22 protein-coding genes and 3 pseudogenes are annotated in these 22,410 nt (G+C 68.8%); 13 read left to right on the top strand and 12 right to left on the bottom strand.

Annotation, left to right across the window (positions count from 1 at the left end; translation table 11 throughout):
- Positions 1-110: 110 nt before the first annotated feature.
- Both ACIQD6_RS14600 and ACIQD6_RS14605 read left to right on the top strand, forming a co-directional pair.
- Positions 111-947, top strand: a complete 837-nt coding sequence (locus ACIQD6_RS14600) for a YceI family protein (protein WP_401881973.1) — start codon at positions 111-113, stop codon at positions 945-947.
- 107 nt (positions 948-1,054) lie between these two features.
- Positions 1,055-1,525, top strand: coding sequence for a PPOX class F420-dependent oxidoreductase (locus ACIQD6_RS14605; RefSeq protein WP_401881975.1), 471 nt, complete (start codon positions 1,055-1,057; stop codon positions 1,523-1,525).
- A 54-nt stretch (positions 1,526-1,579) separates the two neighbouring features.
- Here ACIQD6_RS14605 and ACIQD6_RS14610 read toward each other — a convergent pair whose 3' ends face one another.
- The 9 genes from ACIQD6_RS14610 to ACIQD6_RS14650 form a co-directional block, all read right to left on the bottom strand.
- Positions 1,580-2,428 (bottom strand): TetR/AcrR family transcriptional regulator, encoded by an 849-nt coding sequence (locus tag ACIQD6_RS14610; RefSeq protein ID WP_401881978.1) that lies wholly within the window; start codon positions 2,426-2,428, stop codon positions 1,580-1,582.
- A 208-nt stretch (positions 2,429-2,636) separates the two neighbouring features.
- Complete coding sequence (locus ACIQD6_RS14615; protein WP_401881981.1) at positions 2,637-4,247, bottom strand: MFS transporter; 1,611 nt, start codon at positions 4,245-4,247, stop codon at positions 2,637-2,639.
- Between the two features lie 125 nt (positions 4,248-4,372).
- A complete protein-coding gene (locus ACIQD6_RS14620; protein ID WP_401881984.1) occupies positions 4,373-6,649 on the bottom strand; it encodes an ArnT family glycosyltransferase in 2,277 nt (758 codons plus the stop codon).
- Entirely contained in the window at positions 6,646-8,043 is a 1,398-nt protein-coding gene (locus tag ACIQD6_RS14625; RefSeq protein WP_401881987.1) for a glycosyltransferase, read from the bottom strand. Before ACIQD6_RS14625 ends, ACIQD6_RS14620 begins: the two co-directional genes overlap by 4 nt.
- 25 nt (positions 8,044-8,068) lie before the next feature.
- The gene (locus ACIQD6_RS14630) at positions 8,069-9,772 is read right to left on the bottom strand and encodes a sensor histidine kinase (protein WP_401881989.1); all 1,704 of its coding nucleotides are present in this window, start codon (positions 9,770-9,772) and stop codon (positions 8,069-8,071) included.
- Positions 9,769-10,524, bottom strand: coding sequence for a response regulator transcription factor (locus ACIQD6_RS14635; protein ID WP_401881992.1), 756 nt, complete (start codon positions 10,522-10,524; stop codon positions 9,769-9,771). Before ACIQD6_RS14635 ends, ACIQD6_RS14630 begins: the two co-directional genes overlap by 4 nt.
- A gap of 146 nt (positions 10,525-10,670) precedes the next feature.
- Positions 10,671-11,474 (bottom strand): MerR family transcriptional regulator, encoded by an 804-nt coding sequence (locus ACIQD6_RS14640; RefSeq protein WP_401881995.1) that lies wholly within the window; start codon positions 11,472-11,474, stop codon positions 10,671-10,673.
- Positions 11,467-12,003, bottom strand: coding sequence for a VOC family protein (locus tag ACIQD6_RS14645; RefSeq protein ID WP_401881998.1), 537 nt, complete (start codon positions 12,001-12,003; stop codon positions 11,467-11,469). Before ACIQD6_RS14645 ends, ACIQD6_RS14640 begins: the two co-directional genes overlap by 8 nt.
- Positions 12,004-12,112: 109 nt before the next feature.
- Positions 12,113-13,087: a DUF2797 domain-containing protein gene (locus ACIQD6_RS14650; RefSeq protein ID WP_401882001.1), complete on the bottom strand. Its 975-nt coding sequence runs from the start codon at positions 13,085-13,087 to the stop codon at positions 12,113-12,115.
- Positions 13,088-13,312: 225 nt separating this feature from the next.
- On the opposite strand from ACIQD6_RS14650, the gene ACIQD6_RS14655 reads away from it, so the two are divergent.
- From ACIQD6_RS14655 to ACIQD6_RS14670, 4 genes are all read left to right on the top strand, one after another.
- Positions 13,313-13,732: a hypothetical protein gene (locus tag ACIQD6_RS14655; protein WP_401882004.1), complete on the top strand. Its 420-nt coding sequence runs from the start codon at positions 13,313-13,315 to the stop codon at positions 13,730-13,732.
- A gap of 209 nt (positions 13,733-13,941) precedes the next feature.
- Entirely contained in the window at positions 13,942-14,343 is a 402-nt protein-coding gene (locus ACIQD6_RS14660; RefSeq protein ID WP_401882006.1) for a hypothetical protein, read from the top strand.
- 214 nt (positions 14,344-14,557) lie between these two features.
- Positions 14,558-15,460, top strand: a complete 903-nt coding sequence (locus ACIQD6_RS14665) for a MerR family transcriptional regulator (RefSeq protein ID WP_401882008.1) — start codon at positions 14,558-14,560, stop codon at positions 15,458-15,460.
- Between the two features lie 134 nt (positions 15,461-15,594).
- Positions 15,595-15,957 (top strand): DUF952 domain-containing protein, encoded by a 363-nt coding sequence (locus tag ACIQD6_RS14670; protein WP_401882011.1) that lies wholly within the window; start codon positions 15,595-15,597, stop codon positions 15,955-15,957.
- Between the two features lie 118 nt (positions 15,958-16,075).
- On the opposite strand, the pseudogene ACIQD6_RS14675 reads toward ACIQD6_RS14670, so the two are convergent.
- Positions 16,076-16,306, bottom strand: a pseudogene (locus ACIQD6_RS14675) (Rid family hydrolase); the annotation flags it as partial.
- Entirely contained in the window at positions 16,264-16,527 is a 264-nt protein-coding gene (locus tag ACIQD6_RS14680; protein WP_401882013.1) for a DUF397 domain-containing protein, read from the bottom strand. The gene ACIQD6_RS14680 and the pseudogene ACIQD6_RS14675, both read right to left, overlap by 43 nt.
- A gap of 391 nt (positions 16,528-16,918) precedes the next feature.
- Here ACIQD6_RS14680 and ACIQD6_RS14685 point away from each other — a divergent pair, with 391 nt between their 5' ends.
- The 4 genes and pseudogenes from ACIQD6_RS14685 to ACIQD6_RS14700 all read left to right on the top strand — a co-directional run.
- Positions 16,919-17,314: a hypothetical protein gene (locus tag ACIQD6_RS14685; protein ID WP_401882015.1), complete on the top strand. Its 396-nt coding sequence runs from the start codon at positions 16,919-16,921 to the stop codon at positions 17,312-17,314.
- Positions 17,286-17,810, top strand: coding sequence for a DUF6879 family protein (locus ACIQD6_RS14690; protein WP_401882018.1), 525 nt, complete (start codon positions 17,286-17,288; stop codon positions 17,808-17,810). The genes ACIQD6_RS14685 and ACIQD6_RS14690 overlap by 29 nt, the downstream gene beginning before the upstream one ends.
- Before the next feature lie 7 nt (positions 17,811-17,817).
- On the top strand, positions 17,818-18,663 hold the full coding sequence (locus ACIQD6_RS14695; protein ID WP_401882021.1) for a helix-turn-helix domain-containing protein: 846 nt from the start codon (positions 17,818-17,820) through the stop codon (positions 18,661-18,663).
- A 55-nt stretch (positions 18,664-18,718) separates the two neighbouring features.
- Positions 18,719-18,871 (top strand): annotated as a pseudogene (locus ACIQD6_RS14700) (DUF397 domain-containing protein); the annotation flags it as partial.
- Here ACIQD6_RS14700 and ACIQD6_RS14705 read toward each other — a convergent pair.
- Positions 18,868-19,308 (bottom strand): ATP-binding protein, encoded by a 441-nt coding sequence (locus ACIQD6_RS14705; protein WP_401882023.1) that lies wholly within the window; start codon positions 19,306-19,308, stop codon positions 18,868-18,870. The pseudogene ACIQD6_RS14700 and the gene ACIQD6_RS14705 overlap by 4 nt on opposite strands.
- Before the next feature lie 49 nt (positions 19,309-19,357).
- Between ACIQD6_RS14705 and ACIQD6_RS14710 the strand changes: the two are divergent.
- The 3 genes and pseudogenes from ACIQD6_RS14710 to ACIQD6_RS14720 form a co-directional block, all read left to right on the top strand.
- Positions 19,358-19,633, top strand: a pseudogene (locus tag ACIQD6_RS14710) (UTRA domain-containing protein); the annotation flags it as partial.
- 127 nt (positions 19,634-19,760) lie between these two features.
- A complete protein-coding gene (locus ACIQD6_RS14715; RefSeq protein ID WP_401882025.1) occupies positions 19,761-20,294 on the top strand; it encodes an NUDIX hydrolase in 534 nt (177 codons plus the stop codon).
- A 550-nt stretch (positions 20,295-20,844) separates the two neighbouring features.
- Positions 20,845-22,263, top strand: a complete 1,419-nt coding sequence (locus ACIQD6_RS14720) for an ice-binding family protein (protein WP_401882028.1) — start codon at positions 20,845-20,847, stop codon at positions 22,261-22,263.
- Positions 22,264-22,410: the final 147 nt, after the last annotated feature.

Genomic DNA, 22,410 nt, shown 5'->3' on the forward strand with positions numbered 1-22,410 from the left:
CGCGCGTCCAGTGCGGAAATGGGCCCCGGCGGCGGGGACGGTGGGCAGGGACGGCCCGCCGCCCCGCCGTCCGGGGCCCGGTTCTTGATGAGAACGAGGAGAGACACGGGATGGGACTTCGCGGACAGGTACGGACACGGGACGGCTGGGCCGTTCAGCACGCGGTCGTGACCATGACCGATATGACCGGCGCGCAGGTACTGCGGACCGGGGCGGACCCGGACGGGGTGGTACGGGCCGATGTGGCGCTGGCCCCGGGGCCGTACACGGTCATCGTGACGGCCGTCGGCTACGCGCCCACCGCTTCCACGGCGCTGGTCACGGCGAGTGGCCGGGCCGAGGTCGGCACGGTGGTCCTGGCCCGGCAGGGCGGCGTCGAACTGCCGCCGCCGGGCGCCTGGAGCGTGGACCCGGCGCACTCGGCGGTGAGCGCGGTGGCGCAGCATCTCGGGATCTCCAGCGTGCACGGGCGGTTCACGGAGTTCGGCGGGCGGATCGAGATCACCGAGTCGGCCGGGGGCGCGGGCGGTCATGAGGCGTCGCGGGTGGACGCGGTCATCAGCGCGGCGAGCATCGACACGGGCAACGCGCTGCGCGACAAGCACCTCAAGTCCCCGGACTTCCTGGACGTCGAGCGCTTCCCCGAGATCACGTACAGCAGTACGGGACTGACCCCGGCGGGCCCGGACCGCTGGACGGTCCACGGGCAGCTGTCGCTGCACGGTGTCGTACGGGAGGTGGACCTGGACCTGAGCTACCTCGGCACCGGGCCCGACCCGTGGGGCGGTGTACGGGCGGCCTTCCGCGCGACGACCGAACTGCACCGCGAGGACTTCGCCATGAACTACAACCAGGTGGTGCAGGCGGGCATCTCGGCGATCGGGGCGACGCTGCGGGTGGAGCTGGACATCCAGGCTGTGCAGGGCGAGAGCCTGCCGGCGGGGTGAGTGGGCAACGGGGTACGGGGGCCTTGCGGGGCGCCTCCGGGGTGCCTCCTGGGCGGCTCCGGGGCGTGGAGCTGTTCGTGGCGCTCGCGCGTCGTAGGCTGCGGACCATGGCACCGAACATCGCAACGAATACGGCCGTGGAACTCGACGGACTGCTGGAGTTCGTACGCCCCCGGCACCGAGCGATCCTCCTGACCACCCGCTCCGACGGCCGCCCGCAGGGCTCCCCGCTCTCCTGCGGGGTGGACGACTCGGGCCGGATCGTCCTCTCCACGTACCCGGAGCGCGCCAAGACACGGAACGCCAAGCGGGACGAGCGGGTGAGCGTGATCGTCCTCTCGGACGACTGGAACGGCCCGTGGGTGCAGATCGACGGGACGGCCGAGGTGATCGACAGCCCGGATTCGGTCGAGCCGCTGGTGGAGTACTACCGGAACATCGCGGGCGAGCACCCGGACTGGGACGAGTACCGGGCGGCGATGGTGAAGCAGGGGAAGTCCATCATCCGTATCACTCCCACCCGTTGGAGCCCGATCGCCACCGGCGGCTTCCCGGCACGGCTGGCTCCGCAGGACTGATGCCGCAACCGTCACCGGGTTCTGTCCGGCCGGACAGAACCCGGTGGGCCGCCGTCAGGCGCGGGCGCGCATCGCTTCGATGCCCGCGATGAGCAGTTCGAGCGCGAACGTGAAATCGCGGTCGCGCATATCCGCGACCGTGTCGCCGCCACGGGCCGCCATCAGTTCGCCCGCGTTCTCGAACGACTTCTGGAAATCCGGCTGTTCGGTCACCGCGCCCATCGACTGCTGGAAGTACTCGTCCTGGCTCAGCCCCGCGTCCGCGCAGCGCTGTACGAAGTGGCCCTCGATCGTGCCGAATCCGTACGCGAACTGGAAGACCGCCGCGAGCCCGCCCATCTGGTCCTGCCTCCGCAGGCCGGTCCTGGCCATGACGGCCTGGACGGCCGCTGAGAAGGCCATCGAACGCGGGCCGATGTTGAGGTACTTGCCGACGAGCGGGGAGACCCAGGAGTGGCGGACGAGCACCGTCCGGTAGCTGACGGCCAGTTCGCGCAACTGGTCGCGCCAGTCGGCGTGTTCGTCCGTCAGGTCGGGGATCCGGACCTCGCCGAAGACCGAGTCCAGGGCGAGTTCCAGCAGGTCGTCCTTGGTGTCGACGTACCAGTAGAGGGACATCGCGGTCACGCCCAGCTCGGCTGCCAGCCGACGCATGGAGAACTTCGCCGGGCCGTCGGTGTCGAGCATCCGTACGGAGACGGCGGTGATGCGGTCGCGGTCGAGCCCGCCGGTCGACTGGGACTGAGGCCGGGACTGAGGCTGAGACGGTGGCTGCGAGTCCGGCTGCGACTGGTCGGAGACCGGGTCGGCGCGTTCGCTCCTGCGGCCACGGGCCGCCGGCTTCCCCTCCAGCCATACGCTGGTACGGATCGGACGCTTGGTGCTATCGGCTTCCGACACCATGGGTGAGCCTCCTCGGTTCCTTCCGGCCGGGCGGACCGGACTCCAGCGGCGTGCCCGGGGCCGGCCGTGGCCGGCCCCGGCTACTGGGTGACAGCGCGGCCCGCCACCTGGATCCGTTCCTCCCGCAAGCCCGGATGCGGAAACCGGGATGCGGAAGGCTGGATCCGGAAGTCGGGCCGGTCCCGATGCTATGCCTCACCTGGGAAAGCTATGCCTCCCCGGTGGGGGAGGCCGGGCGAGAGGCCGGAGGAGAGGCCGTGGCGTGGCCCGGAACCGAGGCCGTTTCCGTTTCCGTTGCCGTTGCCTCGTCCGTACGGTCCGACTGAGCCGTACGGTCCGACCGTTCGGCGCGGCGCAGCAGCAGCGCGGCGATCAGTCCGCCCGCCAGGACCGCCGCCGCGCCGACCAGCTGGCTCGTCTCCAGGCTCGACGCGAACGCGTCGGAGATCCGCGTCCGTTCCGCGTCTCCCTCCGCCGCCGCGAGCGCGGCGGGCAGCGAGGCGGCGCCCACGGCCGCCGGTACGAGCGTGGCGAAGCGGGAGTTGAGCACGGCGCCCAGGACGGCGACCCCGAGACCGTTGCCGAACTCGGCCAGCGTGCCGTTGATCCCAGCGCCCACCCCCGCCTTCTCCGGCGGGATCGCGCTCATGATGGCGTTGGCCATGGCCGGCATGGAGAACGCGACACCCGCGCCCATCACGATCAGGCCGAGCATCATCCCGCCGTACCCATGCGCGCCCAGCACCGCGATCGTGGCGAGCCCGGCGGACACCAGGGACATTCCGAGGGCGATGGTCCCCGGGGTGCCGAGCCCGCGCACCACCCGCGCACCGAGGCCGGTGAGGTTGAGGACGATGACGGTGACCGCGAGCGGAGCCGTACGCAGACCCGCGTCCAACGGGCCGTACCCCAGGACGAACTGGAGGTGCTGGGTCAGCAGGAAGAGCGAGCCGCTCATGCCGAAGGCGACCAGGATCGCGCCCCCGACCGCGCCGATGAAGCGCTGGTTGCGGAAGAAGTTCATGTCCAGCATCGGATACGGGATGCGCAGCTCCCAGAACACGAAGAGCGCGAGGACGGTCACCCCGACGGCGGTCGAGAGCAGGACCGGTCCCGAGGTCCAGCCGTGGTCGGGGCCGGCGATGATCGCGTACACGACGGCGGTCATCCCGATGGTGGAGAGCAGCGCGCCGAGCAGATCGGGGCGGTCGCCCTCCTTGGTCTTCGACTCCGGTACGAGTGCGACGACGGCGAACACTCCGATGACCGCGACCGGGATGTTGATCAGGAAGATCGCGCCCCACCAGTAGTGGTTGAGCAGCGCGCCGCCGATCAGCGGACCGGCGGCGAATCCGAGGGAGTTGACCGTCGACCAGATACCGATCGCCTTGACGCGCTCGGTGTCGTCGAAGATCTGGACGACGACGGCGAGGGTCGTGGTGATCAACAGCGCGCCGCCGACGCCCATCCCGGCGCGGGCGGCGATCAACTGACCGCTGGACTGGGCGAACGCGGCGGCCAGCGAGCCGATCCCGAACAGGGTGAGCCCCGCGATCAGCAGCTTCTTACGGCCGTAACGGTCGGCGGCGTTGCCCGCGGAGAGCAACAAGCCCGACTGGACCAGGGAGTAGGCGTTGATCATCCACTGGATGTCGGCGGTGGAGGCGTCCAGTTCCCGGGTGAGGGAGGGGATCGCGACGCTGAGGACGGTGTTGTCGAGCAGCACGGTGAGCTGGGCGAGGCATATGACACCGAGGATCAGCCAGCGCTGCGGGTGATGTGCGGGGGCGGTGTGGTTCTCGGCGGCCGTCGCCGTCATGAAGAGACTCCTTGCACGGGGTACGGGGTCGTTGCCGTACACCGTACAAGGAGTTCTCGTACGCTGTATATCCAGTTATCCGGCTGGGGCGGGGCGCCTGGCTGAGCCTGGTCGCGCCTTCCGGATCAGCTCGCCTTCTGCGTGAGGTCGTAGAGGGTCGTGCCGTCCACGGTGACCTTCTTGAAGTTGGCCTTCACCCAGGTGGTGAGAGAGGTGTTGCCCCTGTCGCGGCCATCGCCGTCATCGCCGGAGAGGAAGTAGTGGATCTTGCCGTCCGCGACGTACTGCTTGAACTGCGCGAGAGTCGGTGACGGGTCGCTTCCGTTGAAGCCGCCGATCGCCATGACCGGCTTCTCGGTGGCGAGTTGGTAGCTGGCGGCGTTCTGGGAGCCGATGGCCGCGGCTGCCCAGGTGTAGTCGGAGGCGTTCTTCTTGAGAGCGGCTTCGACCTTGGCGTTGACGGTCTGGCCGTTGAGGAGGCCGCTCATGCCGCCTCCGCCGCCCATGCCACGCTCGCGCATTCCGTTCGACTGCTGCCCGTTCTGGCTGTTCTGGCCGTTCTGGCCGTTCTGGCTGTTCTGGCCGTTCTGGCTGTTCTGGCCGTTCTGGCCGTTCTGGCTGTTCTGACTGTTCTGACTGTTCTGACTGTTCTGGCTGTTCTGCTGAGGGGGCTGGCCCATCTGGCCGCCGCCTGTCGGAGGCTGGCCCATCCCCTGACCCGCGCCCGCGCCCTGAGCCTGACCCGTCCCCTGGCCCTGGCCCTGGCCCGTGCCCTGCTGGCCGGGCGGCCGCATCATGCCGCCGTTACCGCCGCCACCGGGACGACCGCCGCCGAATCCGCCGCCGGGGCCGCCTCGCGCCGAGGCCGGGCCGGCCGTGATGATCGAGCCCGTGTGTCCCGTGTTGACCGTGGTGAGCGTGTACGCCAGTGGTGCGGCCAGTGAGGCCGCGATCCCGAGACCCGCCGCCGCCAGCGCGAGGCGCCGGCCGAACCGTCCCACGAGGAGCAGCCCGGCCGCGGCCACCAGGCCGCCGACCAGCACCGCCCAGCGCAGCCACGGCAGATAGTCCGGGGTCCGGCCGAGCAGGACGTACGCCCAGACCGCCGTACCCGCGGCCGTCACTCCCAGCGCCGACGACGCCAGGAACGACGCACGCTCCTCCCACAGCATCGTGACGCCCATGCCGACGACGGCCGCGATGTACGGGGCCAGCGCGACGGTGTAGTACTCGTGGAAGATGCCGGCCATGAAGCTGAAGACCCCCAGGGTCATCAGCAGCGCGCCGCCCCACACCAGGAACGCCGAACGGGCCGTGTCCATACGCGGTGTCCGCCGGGTCACCACGAAACCCGCGACGAGAAGCAGCAGCGCGGCGGGCAGCAGCCAGGAGATCTGGCCGCCGACGCTCTCGTTGAACATCCGGCCGATACCGGTCTCGCCCCAACCGCCACCACCACCACCGCCGCCGGGGCCGCCACCGGCGTCGCCGCCTCCGCCACCGCCACCGACGCTTCCGGTCTCGTTGCCGTTGATCCGGCCGAGGCCGTTGTAGCCGAAAGTGAGTTCCAGGAAGGAGTTGTTCTGCGAACCGCCGATGTACGGACGCGAGGACGCGGGCCACAGCTCCACGATCGCGACCCACCAGCCACCGGAGACGATCATGGCGAGACCGGCCAGAGCCAGCTGACCGAACCTGCGCTTCACGGACGTGGGCGCGCACACCGCGTACACCAGCGCCAGCGGCGGCAGGATCAGGAACGCCTGGAGCGTCTTCGTGAGGAACGCGAAGCCGACCGCTACTCCCGCCCACACCAGCCACTTGGTCCGGGCACCCTCCAGCGCGCGCAGCACGCAGTAGATGGTGACGGTCATCAGCAGCGCGAGCAGCGCGTCCGGATTGTTGAAGCGGAACATCAGCGAGGCGACCGGCGTCAGCACCAGCACCACGCTCGCGATCAGCCCGGCGGTGGCGCTGAAGCGGCGGCGTACGGCGGCGTACAGCACCGCGACCGTACCGACGCCCATCAGCACCTCGGGCACCAGGATCTGCCAGGAACCGAGACCGAAGAGCCGTACGGACAGGGCCATCGGCCAGAGCGCGGCCGGGGGCTTGTCGACGGTGATGGAGTTCGCGGCGTCGGAGGAGCCGAAGAAGAAGGCCTTCCAGCTCTCGCTGCCCGCCTGGACGGCGGCGGAGTAGAAGGAGTTGGCGTAACCGGAAGCGCTCAGATTCCAGAGCTGGAGCACCGTGGCGGCGAGGAGGAGGCCGAGGAAGGCCGGGCGTACCCAGGGGGCGTCCTCGGGCCTGCCCCGCCAGAAGCGGGCGGCGCGGCCGGCGCCGAGGCGGTCCGGGCCGTCCGCCGCCGCCGGGGGCCCGTCGGGCTGAAGGGTCATGGTCATCGTGCGTTCCTCGGGTCGAGAGCTGCGGAGTCGAAAACGACGGTTTCGGGGGTGGAAGCCGATATGGGAGTGGTGGTGAGAGTCGGAGCGGGAGTGGGGGCGGAAACGGAGGTAGAGGTGGATGTGGACGCGGGGGCGGAGGCGAAGTCGTCCGTACGACAGTCCGGGAAGACCCAGGCGCGCAGCAGGAGGAACCGCAGGACCGTCGCCGCGAGATTGGCGGCGATGAGCACGGCCAGCTCGGTGGAGTGGGAGGGCGTCCCGGAGGCCACGTCCAGCGCCGCCAGCGAACCGCTGGTCAGCGCGAGGCCGATCGCGAAGACGACCAGGCCCTGGGCCTGGTGTCGTACGGCGTTCTCCCGGCCCCGTACCCCGAAGGTGAGCCTCCGGTTGGCGGCGGTGTTGGCGATCGCGGAGACCAGCAGGGCGGCGGCATTGGCGAGTTGTGGACTCGCGGTGGTTCGGAAGAGGGAGTAGAGGAGAAGATAGAAGAGCGTGGACAGGGCGCCCACGACACAGAAGCCGACCAGTTGCCGGGCGAGACCGCCAGGCACCCCACCGATCCGGCGGTCCCTCGGGTCATCACCGAAGGGCCTCGACAGCCGGTCCAAAGGCAGCGCGCCCACCGCAAGTGCCCGCCCCACCCGCCAGACGCCCTTGAGATCCTCGGCTGCCGTCTTCACGATGTGCACCGTGCTGTTGGGGTCATCGACCCAGTCCACCGGCACCTCATGGATCCGCAGTCCGGCACGCTCGGCGAGCACCAGCATCTCGGTGTCGAAGAACCACCCGGTGTCCTCGACCATCGGCAGCAGCCGCTGGGCGACATCGCCCCGTATGGCCTTGAAACCGCACTGCGCGTCACTGAAGCGCGCGGAGAGAGAGGACTTGAGGATCAAGTTGTACGCCCGCGAGATGAACTCGCGCTTGGGACCACGCACCACCCGCGACGAGCGGGCCAGCCTGGAGCCGATCGCCAGATCGGAGTGCCCGGAGATCAGTGGGGCGACCAGCGGCAGCAGCGCGTTGAGGTCGGTGGACAGGTCGACGTCCATATAGGCGAGGACGGGTGAATCGGAATGCGACCAGACGGTTCGGAGCGCCCGGCCCCGGCCCTTCTGCTCCAGGCGGTACGCCCGCACCTCGGGAATCGTCGCGTCGAGCCACGCCGCCACCTCGGGGGTGCGGTCGGTGCTCGCGTTGTCCGCGACCGTGATGCGGAAGCTGTACGGGAAGGTGCGGGCGAGGTGGTCGTGCAGGCGCCGCACACAGGGTTCGAGGTCCTGCTCCTCGTTGTAGACGGGAATGATCACGTCAAGCACGGGGGCGTCGGTCACCTCGACCGGGAGGTGCTCCCGGGCCGGGAGAGTGCCCCAAGGGGTGTCGGTTCGCATGGCCCAACACTCGCCAGGGGCGCTGTCACGGCCGTGTGGTGACGCTGTGTCCTGTCTGTGAGTCGGGACCCGATGCCAGCTGGTGCTGGTGCTGCTCGGGCGGGATCGGGAGACGTACGGAGAACACGGTCCGGCCGGGCACGCTCTGGACGTCCACGGTCCCGCCGTGCGCGGTGACGACCGCCTGGACGATGGCGAGGCCGAGGCCCGTGGAGCCGGCCGCGCGGGAGCGTGACGCGTCGCCGCGCGCGAAGCGTTCGAAGACATGAGGGAGGAGCGCGGGAGGAATACCGGGACCGTCGTCCTGCACTTCGAGGACGACGGAGGGCAGTCCGACGGAGGGCAGTCCGACGGAGGGCAGACCGACCGAGGGCAGACCGACGGAAGCCGGACCGTTCGACGACCAGCCGTCCCTCACGCCGCCGTCCCTCACACCGCCGTCGCTTCGGCGGACGCGTGCGGTGACGGTCGTGCCGGGCGGGGTGTGCGTCCGCGCGTTGCCGAGCAGGTTGACGAGCACCTGGTGAAGGCGGGAACCGTCTCCGTACACGACGGCCGGGGGCTGGTCGGGCTCGGGGAGTTCGAGGCGCCAGTGGTGGCTCTGGCCTGCGGCATGGGCATCGCTCACCGCGTCCACGACCAGGGGGGAGAGATCAGTGCTCTCGTACGAGAGCGGGCGTCCGGCGTCCAGACGTGCCAGCAGCAGCAAGTCCTCGACCAGGCCGGTCATCCGTTCCGCCTCGGCCTCGATGCGTCCGAGCGCGTGCCGGGTGTCGGGGCCGGTCTCCTCACGGCCGCGCCGGGTCAGTTCGGCGTACCCCCGGATCGAGGCCAGTGGCGTACGGAGTTCATGGCCGGCGTCGGCGACGAACTGCCGTACCCGCGTCTCGCTCTCCTGCCGGGACGCGAGGGCGGAGCCGACATGCCCGAGCATCCGGTTGAGTGCGGCGCCGACCTGTCCGATCTCGGTGCGGGAGTCGGCCTCGGCGGCCGGGACCCGTTCGAGAGGGGCCACCTCACCGGTGTGCAGAGGAAGTTCGGAGACCCGGGTGGCGGTGTGCGCGACGCGCCTGAGCGGACGCAGCGCGACCCCGACGAGGGCGCCGCCGGCGATCCCGGCGGCGACCACCCCGGCGAGGGTGACGCAGACTTCCACGATCACCAGGGTGTTGAGGTTGTTCTGCACCTCGGTGAGGGGCACGCCGACGAGGAAGTCGCCATTCGTGCCGGAGATGTAGGTGACCCGGTAATCGGTGTTGTCGTTGCCGGGGAGCCTGACGGTGTGCGGGTTGGTGTCACGTGGGACGGTGGCGAGCGCGGCTGTCTGCGCCTTGCTGAGCGGTGTTTCCGCGACATCCGTCACGGAGTCCTCGATCTTCCTGGTGCTGATGAGGCCTCGGCCGACACTGCCGTCGTCCGACACCTCCGCACCGACCGTACCGAGAGGCGTGCCACCGCTCGTGACGATCCTCAGCGGGTCCTTGCCCTCCGGCATGCCGCCACCGGGCCCCACCCCGTCCCGGCTGCCCTGCGGCGGCCCGCCGGCCCGCTTGGCTATGTCGCTCACCTGCGTGTCCAGCTGGTCGTACAGATAGGAGCGGAACGCGATGGTCGTGACCGCCCCGATCACCGTCCCCACCACGGCGATCAGCACGACTGCCGACACCACCAGCCGGGTCCGCAGCGACCAGCGCCGCCCCGCCACATGCTTCATCGTGGTGCGTCTCATCGCGAGGTGTCGGCCGGCTCACCCGGTTTGATCAGGTACCCGGCCCCACGCCGGGTGTGGATCATCGGCGCGCGCCCCGCGTCGATCTTGCGTCGCAGATAGGAGATGTAGAGCTCGACGACGTTGGCCTGGCCGCCGAAGTCGTACGACCACACCCGGTCGAGGATCTGCGCCTTGCTCAGCACCCGGCGCGGGTTGCGCATCAGATAGCGCAGCAGCTCGAACTCGGTCGCCGTCAGATGGATCGAGTGCCCGTCACGGGTGACGTCGTGGCTGTCCTCGTCGAGTGTCAGGTCCCCGACGACCAGCAGCGACTCGCTGCGGACGGCCGCCGCGCCCGACCGCCGTATCAGCCCGCGAAGCCGGGCCACGACCTCCTCCAGGCTGAACGGCTTGGTGACATAGTCGTCACCGCCCGCGGTCAGCCCGGCGATCCGGTCCTCGACGGCGTCCTTCGCGGTGAGGAAGAGCACCGGCACCTGCGGCAGATCGCGCCGCAGCCGGCCCAGCACCGCCAGCCCGTCCATGTCGGGCAGCATCACGTCCAGTACGACCGCGTCGGGCCGGAACTCCCGCGCCGAACGCATCGCGCCCGCGCCGTCACCCGCGCTGCGCACCTCCCAGCCCTCGTAGCGCAGAGCCATGGACAGCAACTCCGTCAGCGAAGCCTCGTCATCGACGACGAGCACCCGGACAGGGCTCCCGTCCGGCCTGAGCATTTCGGTGCGCCCGCGGGGCGAGGTGAGGGTCATGCTGCTCACCTTGGTGAGCAGCTCTGAGAGCGACCTTTCCCCTTCCTGTGAATTACCTGAGAAAGCCTTGGGGCGGCGCCCAGGGACCCGAACCCTGCCGTCGACAGAATGACTCGTCCAGGGAAAAGAGCGTCCGGCCCGGCGCTCTACTCCCAGGTCACGGTGTCGGGGTCGATGCCGTGGGCGCGCGCGCCGGCGTCGATGATCCGACGGAACCACGTGGCAAGGCCGGCGCGGATGCCGTCGTAGTGGGCGGCAAATGCCGGATCGGCCTCAAACATCCGGCCGAGACAGACCTGCATCTGCCTGGTGAGGGGAAAGTACGAGGCAAAGACTTCGCGGTGCCACTCGACGAGGTGATCCGCTTCTGGGCTACCAGGTGTGACGCCGGCGTCCATCGCATCCCCGAGGGCGCGGTCAAGGCCGCCCATGGCGTCGGTGACGGCCTGCCATTCCTCCGGACCGCGAGAGGCCGAGCGTTCGGCGTACTGCAGCCATTGCGTCGTCTCTCCGTAGCGCTGACGGGCTTGGGCGGGCCAGTCCGGGTTCCACCGGGGGCCGAAGACCGCGGCCTGCTGCTCGACGGTCAGCAGCAAGCCGCGCTCGTGGGCGTCGATCATCCGGTCCAGTCCGGCGCCGAGCTGCTGGAGACGGTCGATCCGTTCAGCAACCTGGGTGCGCTGCGCGCGCAATGCGCCGGGCACGTCTGCGGTCGAGCCGTCCAAGACGTCCCGAATCCTGTCCAGGCCGAGCCCGATCTCACGGTAGACGACGATGCGGTGCAGGCGTTCCAGATCACCAGCGGTGTAGAGCCGGTATCCGGCGGCCGTGCGCAGCGACGGTCGCGCCAGACCGATCTCGTCCCAGTGGTGCAGCGCGCGGACCGTCACGCCAAGACGCGTCGAAACCTGACCGACGGTCAGGCCATCGGCGTCACTGGCATCAGGCATGCTCCTCATTGTCGCCGCGATCGACGCCCGGTGGGGTGATCCCCATGGCTTCAAGGTTCCGCGCTTCCTGACTGGCCGGATCAAAGGGCTTCGCCGCGGTGAAAACGATCCGCGCGTTCTCGGGGGTGGTCACCGCCACATCGCGGGTGTTCCAAGGAGTGTCCCGTGGACCGTCGACCGAGTCCGGGCGCAGCGCACGACAGGCCTCGACAAGGGAATCGACCTGGCTGAGCACGCACGCGAAACTGAAGCTCATCGCCGGTGTCTGCTCCTGAACGCTCGCCGCCGGGACGAGGAGTACGTCCTGGAACGCCCACCGGCGCAGATGCACAACCCTGCCGGGGCTGCTGAACAGCTCGAAGAACCCGAGCCCACGAGTCCAGAAGTCGACCGACGCCGCCACGTCGCTCGTGGGGATCGTCACGAACGCGGGCATTCCATAGATGCCACGGAACGGCTCCGGCGGAACCGCGTCCGGTCCGGGATCCGGCACGGGACTCATCTCGAACGCGTTGTAGTAGTCGCTCATGCACCTCACACTCCGGCCTCACGCAACGTGAGGGTCAAGCCGGTTCCGTGCATCTCGCATATGTCCCAACGATGCGACCAACGTCGCGGCCAAGGACGCTCCTCTCAGATCAGAAGAGCCCGTCCTGTACGCCGCCGCCGGACACATCCCGTACAGGCACCGTGACCGCGCCGCCGCCCCCGGCCGGCCCCGCACCGTTCATGTCCGCTCCCACCAGCTCCCACCCGCGCATGAGCCGGGTGTCCAGGACGACCAGTCCGCCGTCGGCCGTGGCGAGATGGAGATCGGGTCCGGCGGCGGCGACCAGCCGCCCGGAGACGACTCCACCGTCGGCCAGTTCGGTCACGACGCCCGTGGCGGGCGCCGCCCCGGCTCCGTCCAGCCCGAACAGCTCCACATGATCGAACCCCACGAACCCCACCCGCTCCAGCGACTCCGGCCACCCGTCCAGCGCGACGGCCTGTGCGTGCAACCGCTCGATCTCGACGGCCCGTTCAGCCCGTACCGGCAGCGCCGACCGTACGGCCCGTTTCGCCGCGTACGGGATACGGTCCGGCACCCCCAGCGCCGCACGCAACAACTCCTCCGTCCGCCGCGCGGCCATCAGCGGCCCGCGCCCGAGCCAGCTGAACGCCACGGCGCCCTGTTCCAGCAGCCGCGCCGGCCCGCGCTCCTCGGCGGTGATCCCGACCTTCACCATCCCGGGGCCGAACCACGCGAGATAGACGCGGTAGGTGCGCGGATCGTCCGCGACGGTATCGGCGGCCACGGAATGCGCCCGGTCCAGCCGCGCGCACTCGGGACACTGTCCGCCCGTACTCCGCCCGGCGATGGGCGCGGCGACGGGACACGCGTTCCCCCGTGCCCCGGCACACCGACGGGCCCCGACGGCCCGGAACCCCAGGTCACGCCCGTACGCCAACGGACTGTCGCGCCGTTCCCGGCCCGAAGGCCCGCTGTTCCGGCCCGAGGGCCCGCTGTTCCGGCCCGAGGGCCCGCCGTCCCGGCCCGGGGACCTGCACCACGCCAGCACGGGAGCCCCGTCCGGCCACCGGAGCCCGGAACACTGCCAGCCCATCCGCATACCGCCACTCCCCAGTCCCGTACCCCCACAGTCCCGTACCCCCACACCAGAATCCCTCATCACCCCGCCCGGCCGGGGGCGAGTACGCCCCACCGAGCGTCCGTCCGGTCATGGCTCCGGGCTCTTCCCCAACTCGCGAACCGCCGCCAACTCCGTTCGATCGACTGGCAGGATGACAGCGGGAGCAGGGGCGGAGACGGCGGACCGACACGGAGGCTTGAGGCAGTGGAGACGACATACGTACGGTTCCAGGGCACGGAACGCAGCCCGCGCGGCCACTTCCCGGGCGTCTTCGCCCTGGCCAACGGTCTGGCCCGGAAGGGTGTCCTGAGCGACGAACAGTGGCACTTCTGGCGGTCCAACAACGACTGGTACGACGCGAACTACCCCAACCCGTCCACCGCCGACCCCGCCGTCTACGACCCCGAACTGCACCCGGGAGCGGTCGCCTGGTTCAGGTCGTCGGCCGAGGACCTGATCAAGCGGGTGGACGGCTACCTGGACATCCTCACCGCCCACGGCATCGAATGCCGCATGGTGCAGTCGACGGACCCGGGGAGGATCGTCTACGAGGACGAGTACCAGATCGTCGTCGTCCCGCACATACCCCCGCCGCAGCGCTTCAAGGGCAACCTGTCGGCCTGAGGCACCGCCCGAACGCCTCCCCCGCTGAGCACGCGAACACGGTCCGGGACAGCCGCCCCGGCACGAACCGGCACGACCCCGGCCGGAGCGGGACGTCGCCGAACTGATCGACGCAGGCCAGAAGGCTGTTCCTCCACGGCCGCCCGACGCCACCGGACAGCGAAGTCCGGCGCGTGGCGGCCCGTCCCGTCGGCGCTACGCTGCGGGCCATGACTGAGGCTTTTGTCGGCGGTGGCCAGCACCCGTCGTGCGGAATCTGCCCATCGCGTCGCTTACCGCTCGGTGAGTTCGACGTGATCGAGCGCCCTTCGCGCGACTGCCCGTTCGACCCCGCTGACGGCTACCGGTACACAGCCGCCGGCGTGCCCGTGTGCGTACACCCGGAGAAGGTCGGGCTTCCGCCGGGCCGGTACAAGAGCGACGGCACGCCGTTCACGGTGGAGCTGGAACTGCCGGACAGCGCGGCCGAGTTGGACGCGTACTTGCACGGCGTGATGCACGGCGCGGCGCCGGGGGTACTGCAACTGCTCATCGAGCGAGCCGCCCAGGAAATCCCCCAGGCGTTCCCGGAGGTCGACGTGCTCCGAACGCTGCGCCGTGCGCTCAACTAGGACCTGTATTAGGTTCGGATTCCTGTGCGCGCCCTGCACGGTGATGATCCGGAGATGGCGGAGTCGGTGAGTGTGGGCCCGGCTGCCGACGTTGTCGCAGGCGAGGACTGACGCGGCCGGGCTGATCTTCTGGGAGGTATGGGGTTGCACCTTCCGTAGCGGCATGTGGTCCGGTGGACTTACGTCCCGGTCCCTTGAGGAAAGGTCCCTGCTCATGCATTCGTCTTTCATGCCACCCCGCCAGGTCAAGATCGGTGACGCGGCGGCCTTCGCCGGCAGCACGCCACGGGCGATTCGCCATTACCACGAGATCGGCCTGCTCCCCGAGCCTGAGCGGGGCGGCGATGACCGCCGCCGCTACGGGTACGAGGACATGATCCGCCTGCTGTGGATTCGCAAGATGGCCGACGCCGGGATCGCCCTGGACGACATCCGTGACGCCTTTACCACCGGCACGGCTTCCGCCGGTGCGGACAGCGCAGTAGGTATCGCGGGCATCCTGGAGCGGTTGGAGGAAACCCTCGCCGAGCAGGAGGCGGAATTGCGGCGGCAACGGACCGCCGTGCGGCGGATGCGCGCCGAAGGCAGCCGGATGGGCCTGCTCTCCGACTTTGTCACCGACCGCCTCAAGAGCCTGCCCGAGGGCTCTCTGCGTCAGGCGGACCTGGACAGTCTGCTGGTGACCGAGCGGATCTTCGGCCCGCTCGGCGCGGCCGTCCAGGCCACCCGCTTCATCGTCCTGGCCACGCATCCCACCCTGCGGGAGGACTCCGACCGCATCGATGACGCCGAGGAGGCACTCGACGACAGCGTCGCCGTCGATGATCCACGGGTGGCTCAAGTGGCCGTCGAGCGGCACGCCTTCGAAAGCGCCCTGCAGGCCGTCATCGAGGAGTCCGGCCTGGGGAAGGACGACGATGCCCTCTTCGACGCCTGGGACACTCTGCACCCTGCTACCGCCGATGACGAGGCCGACCTCGGCTCTGGCAGGCGGGAGGCCGACTCCATGAGCGCGTTCGAAGCCATCGGCAAGATGCCCTACGACTTCTCCCCAGCCCGCCTGCGCTATATGGAACTGGCCGAAGAACTCTCCGCCCAGGACTCACCCGCTACCTGAAACACGGCCCAGGCCCTGTCCGGCCGAGCGCCTCTCGTGTGGATCCTGCCGGGCTCGCCCCCTAGTACCCCTACGACCCCCTGTGTGCCGACGGGCGAGCGTTTGCCGGGCGGGCGTCGGGTACGACTGAGCGCATGATCTTCCATCTGCTTCCCCTCGACGACTGGCGACGCGCGCCGGACCAGCCGTACGCACCCGCGTCGCTCGCCACCGACGGTTTCATCCACTGCTCCCCGGACGAGCCGGTCACCCTGGCCATCGCCAACGCGTTCTACCGCGACACGGCCCGTCCCCTGCTGGCGCTGCTCATAGGCGAGGATGCGCTGGAGCCGCGGCTGGTCTGGCAGCAGGCCGAGAAGGCGCCGCCCGGGGTCGCGGACGACACACGGTTCCCGCATGTGTACGGCCCCCTCAACCGCGGCGCGGTGAACGAGATTCAGAAGGTCGAGTGGGATGCGACCGGTGCCGCGGTGGCACTCGTACCCGCGGAGGTCTAGCCGGCGGTGCGCTTACGGCCGGCCCAACAGGCGACCTGGGCCCTTTCGTTGGGATCGCTGCCGACGCGACCGGTGACCACACCGCGGCCCACAACGGGTGCGGCCCGCGACTCGCCGGTCAACCGCCGTGGCCGACAACGGCGGTGACGCGGATCTCGACGCGCATTCCCGGGGCGCCGAGAGCCGGCACCCCGACCTGCGTCCAGATGGGCGCGCGGTCGCCCATGCGTCGGCGGAACTGCTCCACCATGACCCGGTTGTGGGCCTCGCCGATGGAGTCCGCGGCACTGGGGACGTGGTACGAGTTCACGGCGATGACGTCGCGCCAGCCGGCGCCGGCCGTGGCGAGGGCATCTTGGCGTAGCCGCGGACGAAGTCGTTCAGCTCTTCCTCGGTGAAGCGCAGCTCGATGCCGGCACCCTCGGGCTTGTTGTCGCGAAGGGCGAAGGCGGAGGCCGCGCCGGGGATCGTGCCAAGCTCGACGCACGATTCGTGCTCGCCTCCAAGGTTGCCGCCGCAGAAGTTCTGGAACGCTGCGCCCTCGATCGGGAGGCTGTAGAGGGAACTCATGGGATGGTCCTCCTGGTGCGTTGAACGTGCGGAGATTCGTTCTCCGGGCCGTCGTGCACTGGCACCGCTTCGAGCGGGTCAGCCCCCTCCCCAGCCTCCGGAGGGCGTTCAGCTACTCCGCGCGTCATAGACCTGGCCATCTCGCGTCACCCTGTAGACCTGGATGGTGTCCGGCCCAGACAGAGCACCTGGTCTGGGCTGTGAGGGTGTGACGCTCGTGGCTTCCCCTCGCGCTATGCCGGTGAGTTCTGACACGAACGTAGGACCGGAGTCGGCCAACTCTCAAGCAGATTGTGCGAGTTTGCAGCAGATGCGTTGACCAGGTCGCATACCTCGCCGAGCATCGGAATATCGCGCAAACTCGCGCAAGGCAGCGGACGGGAGAGCAGCCATGAAGCTACGGTTCCTTGGTAAGAACTCCACCCCCGCCCTGTACGCCAGCGACCAGGACAGCTACGTCGTCCAGGGCTGGAAGGTCTACGCGAACGACCTGTTGATGCGGCTCGAAGTCCCCGAAGGACACACGGTCGTTGAGGTGCCCACTGAGCTCTTCGAGCACCTGAGAAAGGACGGCCTGCCGTCCGGCGAGATCAAAAGCTTCGCGGCCCCGATCATGCTTCTCACCGACCAGGGAACATGCATCGTTCAGGGCCCGCAGATGCACGACGTCGAAGCCCTGAGTCAGATGCGAATGCCCGATTATGAGACCTGCATCGAGGTGCCGAAGTCCTCGATCACGGCCCTGCTGGAGGAGAACAGTGGACCTGATCACCAGCGCGCAGCGTGACGAGCTGTTCAACAGCTTCGAACGGGATGCCTTCCACCTGGAGCTACGGGACGACTACGGCTCCCCTGTCGAGGACACGCCCTATGCCCGCTGGCAGCGAGGCGAGTCCGACGACTACGCCTGGCTGGATCCGTGGATGACGCTCATAAAGCGCGCCACCAGTGAGGGCAAATCGGTGCGCCGGGTACGCGTCATCACGGAGCCACACTCCCAGTACGTCAGGTGGGAACACTCGTTGACCCGGCTCAATTTGGAGGCCGGAGAGGACATCCGGTGGATGCCACGGCACCAGTTGCCAGAAGGCGTCGCCTTCCCCGCGGCCGGCAACGACTGGTGGCTCTTCGATGACCGTCTCCTCGCCGTAGGCCACTTCGCCCCGGACGGCCGGGTCCTCGGCTCCGAGCTGATCGAGGATCCGGAGACTGTGGCGGAGTGCATACGCGTGCGAGATCTCCTCTGGACCATTGCTACCCCACACCCCGAGTACAAGCCCTGAACTATCCGTGAGCACTGAAGCACAGTCACAGCGAGAGGCGTTGGGTGCCCGGCTACGGGGCTTCCGCAAGGACGCGGAGTTCTCAAGTGGCCGGGCATTCGCCCAGGCGACAGGTTGGGCAGAGTCCAAGGTCTCTCGGATCGAGAACGGCCGGCAGAACGCCAGCGAGGACGACATTCGCCTTTGGTGTGCCCTTACCGATACCCAGGAGCACGTTGGCGATCTCATCGCCACAGCCCGACACATCGAGGAACTGTGGCTGGAGTGGCGCCGGCAGCTGGCCACCGGTGCAGCACCGAGACAGCAGAAGGCGCTGCCGGTCTACTCCAAGACAAAGGTATTTCGCATCTGGCATCCAACGCTGATTTGGGGGTCTCTCCAGACGGCGGAGTACGCAACGGAGACCTTCAGGCAGGTGATCGAGTACTACGGCATTCCAGATGACATGGAAGCTGCGGTCGCGAAACGGCTGGAGAGGCAGAAGTACCTGCACCAAGGCGACCGCATCTTCAACGTGTTGCTCGCCGAGCAAGCTATCTACAGCAACTTCGGCGGGCCGGACGTGATGGTCGCGCAGTTGGATCGCCTTCTCGCGATCATGGGACTGCCGAGACTGAGTCTCGGCCTGATTCCGAAGGCGGCGCCGATGCACATCTGGCCCGGCAACTCCTTCTCCATGTTCGACGACAAGCTCGTTCTCGTGGAGACCTACTCCGCCGAGCTCTCGGTGACGCAACCCCGGGAGATCGCTCTATACGCGAAGGCGTTCAAGCTCTTGAAGCGCTCGGCTGTCTACGGCGAGAGGGCCAGGGCACTCATCGCGCAGGCTATTCAGCACCACGACCGGCGCTAACAACCCACCGGGGAGACGACCCATGTCGGAAACACCGAACTAGCACACAAGCTCCTATACCAGCACCGAGAACTGCGTTGAAGTCGCCGACAACGACCCCAGGGTCATCAGAGTCCGCGACAGCAAGCGTCGCGAAGGGGCCATCATGGACATCAGCCCCGCCAGCTGGCATGCCTTCGCTGACTACGCGAAAATTCAGGCGGTCTAGAGCACACCAACCCAAAACAATGAAAAGCGCCCCCGCGCCCGGCTCGTAGCCGGGCGCGGGGGCGTACTGCGCTCAGGGGTTGCCGAGTTACCAGGCGGCGGCGAACGCAGCAGCCACGGCAGCGAGCGCCTCGATGATCCGCCACGGCCATCTGTTGGCTTCGAGGCGACAGATGCGGTGATGGTGTGGCCTTGGTCGTTGCCGTAGATGGTGACGGTGTGGGCGAGCGTGCTGACCATGTCCAGGCCCCGGCCGCGCAGAGCGTCCTCAACTGCGTGCGTGACCTTCGGGGCGGTGTCGCTGCGCCCGGCGTCCGTGACCGAGACAGCAATGACGTGCTCGGAGAGGGCGAGCCCGACGTGGAAGACGCCGGTCTCGGTGCCGCTGGCGGTGTAGAGGAGCGCGTTCGTGCCCAGTTCGCTGACGATCAGGACCACGTCGTCGGCGCTGGGGTGGCCCCTGAGGATGTCGCGGGTCCATCTCCACGCCCGTAACACCCCCATCGCCCAACCCAACCCCGGCCCCGGCGGCATCTACGCCCGCCTCGAAGAACTCGGCCACCAACTCGACCACTTCGACGAGGAAATCCGCGCCCGGATGCCTACACCGCAAGAGGTCAAGACGCTCCAACTCGCCTCCGGCGTACCGGTGATCCATCTGATCCGTACCGCGTTCGACACCAAGGGCCGCGCAGTGGAGATATGCGACACCGTCATGGCCGCCGACGCCTGCATCCTCAACTACCACCTGCCCGCCACCTGACAACCCGAAGAGCGTTGCGGAGGACAGGTACCGCCTCTATTGGTCAGATCGACGCTAAGTCGCCGAACTCTGCTGCCTTCGAGGTTCGTTCTGCAATGCTGGAGGCCGATTGAGAGGGGCCACAGCGATGCAGTGGAAGATCCACGGGGAACGTCCGATCTACGAGAACAGCTGGGTGAACCTATGGCTCACCGACGTCGAGACGCCGGATGGGAACCGCTGGGAGCACCACGTAGTCAAGCTCCGGCACCTGGCCGTGGCCGCCGTGGTCAACGAACGGCGCGAGGTTCTGATGATGTGGCGACACCGCTTCATCACGAATGCCTGGGCGTGGGAACTGCCCATGGGCTTGGTCGAGGAGGGCGAGACGCCAGCTGAAGCTGCTGCCCGTGAGGTGCTGGAGGAGACTGGCTGGCGGCCCGGTCCTATCAAGTCGCTGATCTATGCCGAGCCGGCCAACGGCATCACCGACTCCCAGCACCACGTCTTCCGGGCCGACGGAGCGACGTACGAGGGACCGCCGACCGAGAAGAACGAGTCGGATCGCATCGAGTGGATCCCGCTGGCCGACGTGCGGGGCATGATCGACCGTCGCGAGATCGTCAGCAGCGGCTCCCTGATCGGGCTGCTGTACCTGCTTATGGACGAGGCGATCCGCTGACCTGGCGTGCAGCACTTCCCGGAGCCGGGCCTCGAACGCCACCGCGGCCGGTCCCGACGGAAGGGTTCCAACTGCTCGTAGAACTCCCTCAGGTGGCCGGCGACTCGTTGTGAGTTGACGGCCGCCGCCGGGGCCAGCGCATCCATGGCCGTGTGGCAGTGCGCCGTCGTTGCCGTGACGGTTGCCGTCACCTTTTGACCTCAGGCGCAAGCCCCGAGTCGGTGGGCGGGCCGGTCCACAGCGGCAGAACCACTTGTCGCGCGATCACGGCCCCGAGGCCAATTCCCGGAAGAAGAAACGCCTCTTCCCGGTTCACGTGGCGGGGATCCCGATCCATCCGCTCTCGCATGCCATGCACCCATCTGCCCCACGCCACGCCCACCAACGATTTCCTCGACCCGAGGCTGAATAGCGAATTTCCGTAGATCACCCGTTTGCGCCCCATCACTGCGCACTTTTTAGTGTTATATCCCAACGACAGAAAAAGACGGTCTGTGCAATCCGGGAAGTGCCCGCTATGCCACCGTCCCACTCAGGAGTTGGTCTCTCGATGACGCTTGATTTTCCTGTCGTGACGCTAAGACGCACGATGTCGACCTGGGCCTCGTCGGTGCTCACTTTGGTGCTCACCGCCACTGTGATCGCCGCTACGTCGACGCAGGCGGTTGCCCTCGCCACACCTGTGCCTCTGGGTACGGCGACAAGTTTCGCGGTTCTGGCCGGTCAGTCCGTCACCAACACCGGTCCTTCGGTGATCACCGGAGACCTCGGCGTGAGTCCGGGAACGGCGATCAGCGGGTTCCCTCCGGGTCTGGTGAACGGGGTTCAGCACTCCGCGGACGCGGTTGCCCTTCAGGCCCAGACGGACCTGGTCGCGGCGTACAACAACGCCGCCGGACAGGCCACGAACGGCGCCCTTCCCCCGGACGCCGGTGGTCTGACCCTCGTTCCGGGCGTCTACACCTCCTCGTCGACGCTCGGGCTCACCGGCACCCTCACCCTGGACGCCCAGGGCGACCCCAACGCCGTCTGGGTGTTCCAGGTCGGTTCGGGTCTGACCACGGCGTCCGCCAGCCGAGTGCTCCTGATCAACGGCGCTTCGCCGTGCAATGTGTTCTGGCAGATCGGCAGTTCGGCCACGCTGGGCACCGGCACCACTTTCGTGGGCACCATCATGGCCCTGACCTCCATCTCGGTGACCACGAACGCGAGCATCGAAGGCCGGGCGCTGGCCCGTAATGGTTCGGTGACGCTGGACACCAACAGGATCACCCGCCCGCAGTGCGGCACCACCACCGGGGGGACCACGACCACCGGCACCACCACCGGTACGACAACCGGCACCACAACGGGCACCACCACCGGAACGACAACCGGCACCACCACCGGGGGGACCACAGGCAGCGCCACCAGCGGCACGCTCGCCGGGGTTCTCGGTGGACTGACCACAGGTGGAGTCACCAACGGCGGCGTTCTGGGAGGTGTCCTGACGGGAGGTGTCGTCGCGGGGAACACGGCCGGAAATATCTCGGGCGGGAATGTCACCGGTGGCAACACTGGTGGCCCCGTCACACCTCCTCACCACGGCAAGCCCGAGCACGGCAGGCCCGGCCACGGACACCACGGCAAGCCCGAGCACGGCAGGCCCGGCCACGGACACCACGGCAAGCCCGAGCACGGCAGGCCCGGCCACGGACACCACGGCAAGCCGGAGCACGGCAGGCCCGGTCACGGGGACCACGGCAAGCCGGGTGGCTGGGAAGGCCACGGCAAGCCGGAGCACGGCAAGCCCGAGCACGGTGACCACGGCAAGCCCGAGCACGGCAAGCCCGGCCACGAAGACCACGGCAAGCCTGTCGGCTGGGAAGGCCACCAGGGCTACGGCGACAAGCCGGACATGTCCGGCGACCAGGGCGGCGACAAGGTCCATGGTGACCAGCCCGGCGAGCACGAGGGCTTCAACGGTTAAGAGTGCGAGCAGGACCGGTGGGGGGGGGGGGGGGGGGGGGGGGGGGGGGGGGGGGGGCGCGCGGGGGGGGGGGGGGCGGCCCACAAAAAAAAAAAAAAGAGGGGAGGGGGGGGGGGGGGGGGGGGGGGGGGGGGGTGGTTGGGTGTG

The sequence above is a fragment of the Streptomyces sp. NPDC088400 genome, assembly GCF_044753355.1.
In the GTDB taxonomy this organism is placed as follows: domain Bacteria; phylum Actinomycetota; class Actinomycetes; order Streptomycetales; family Streptomycetaceae; genus Streptomyces.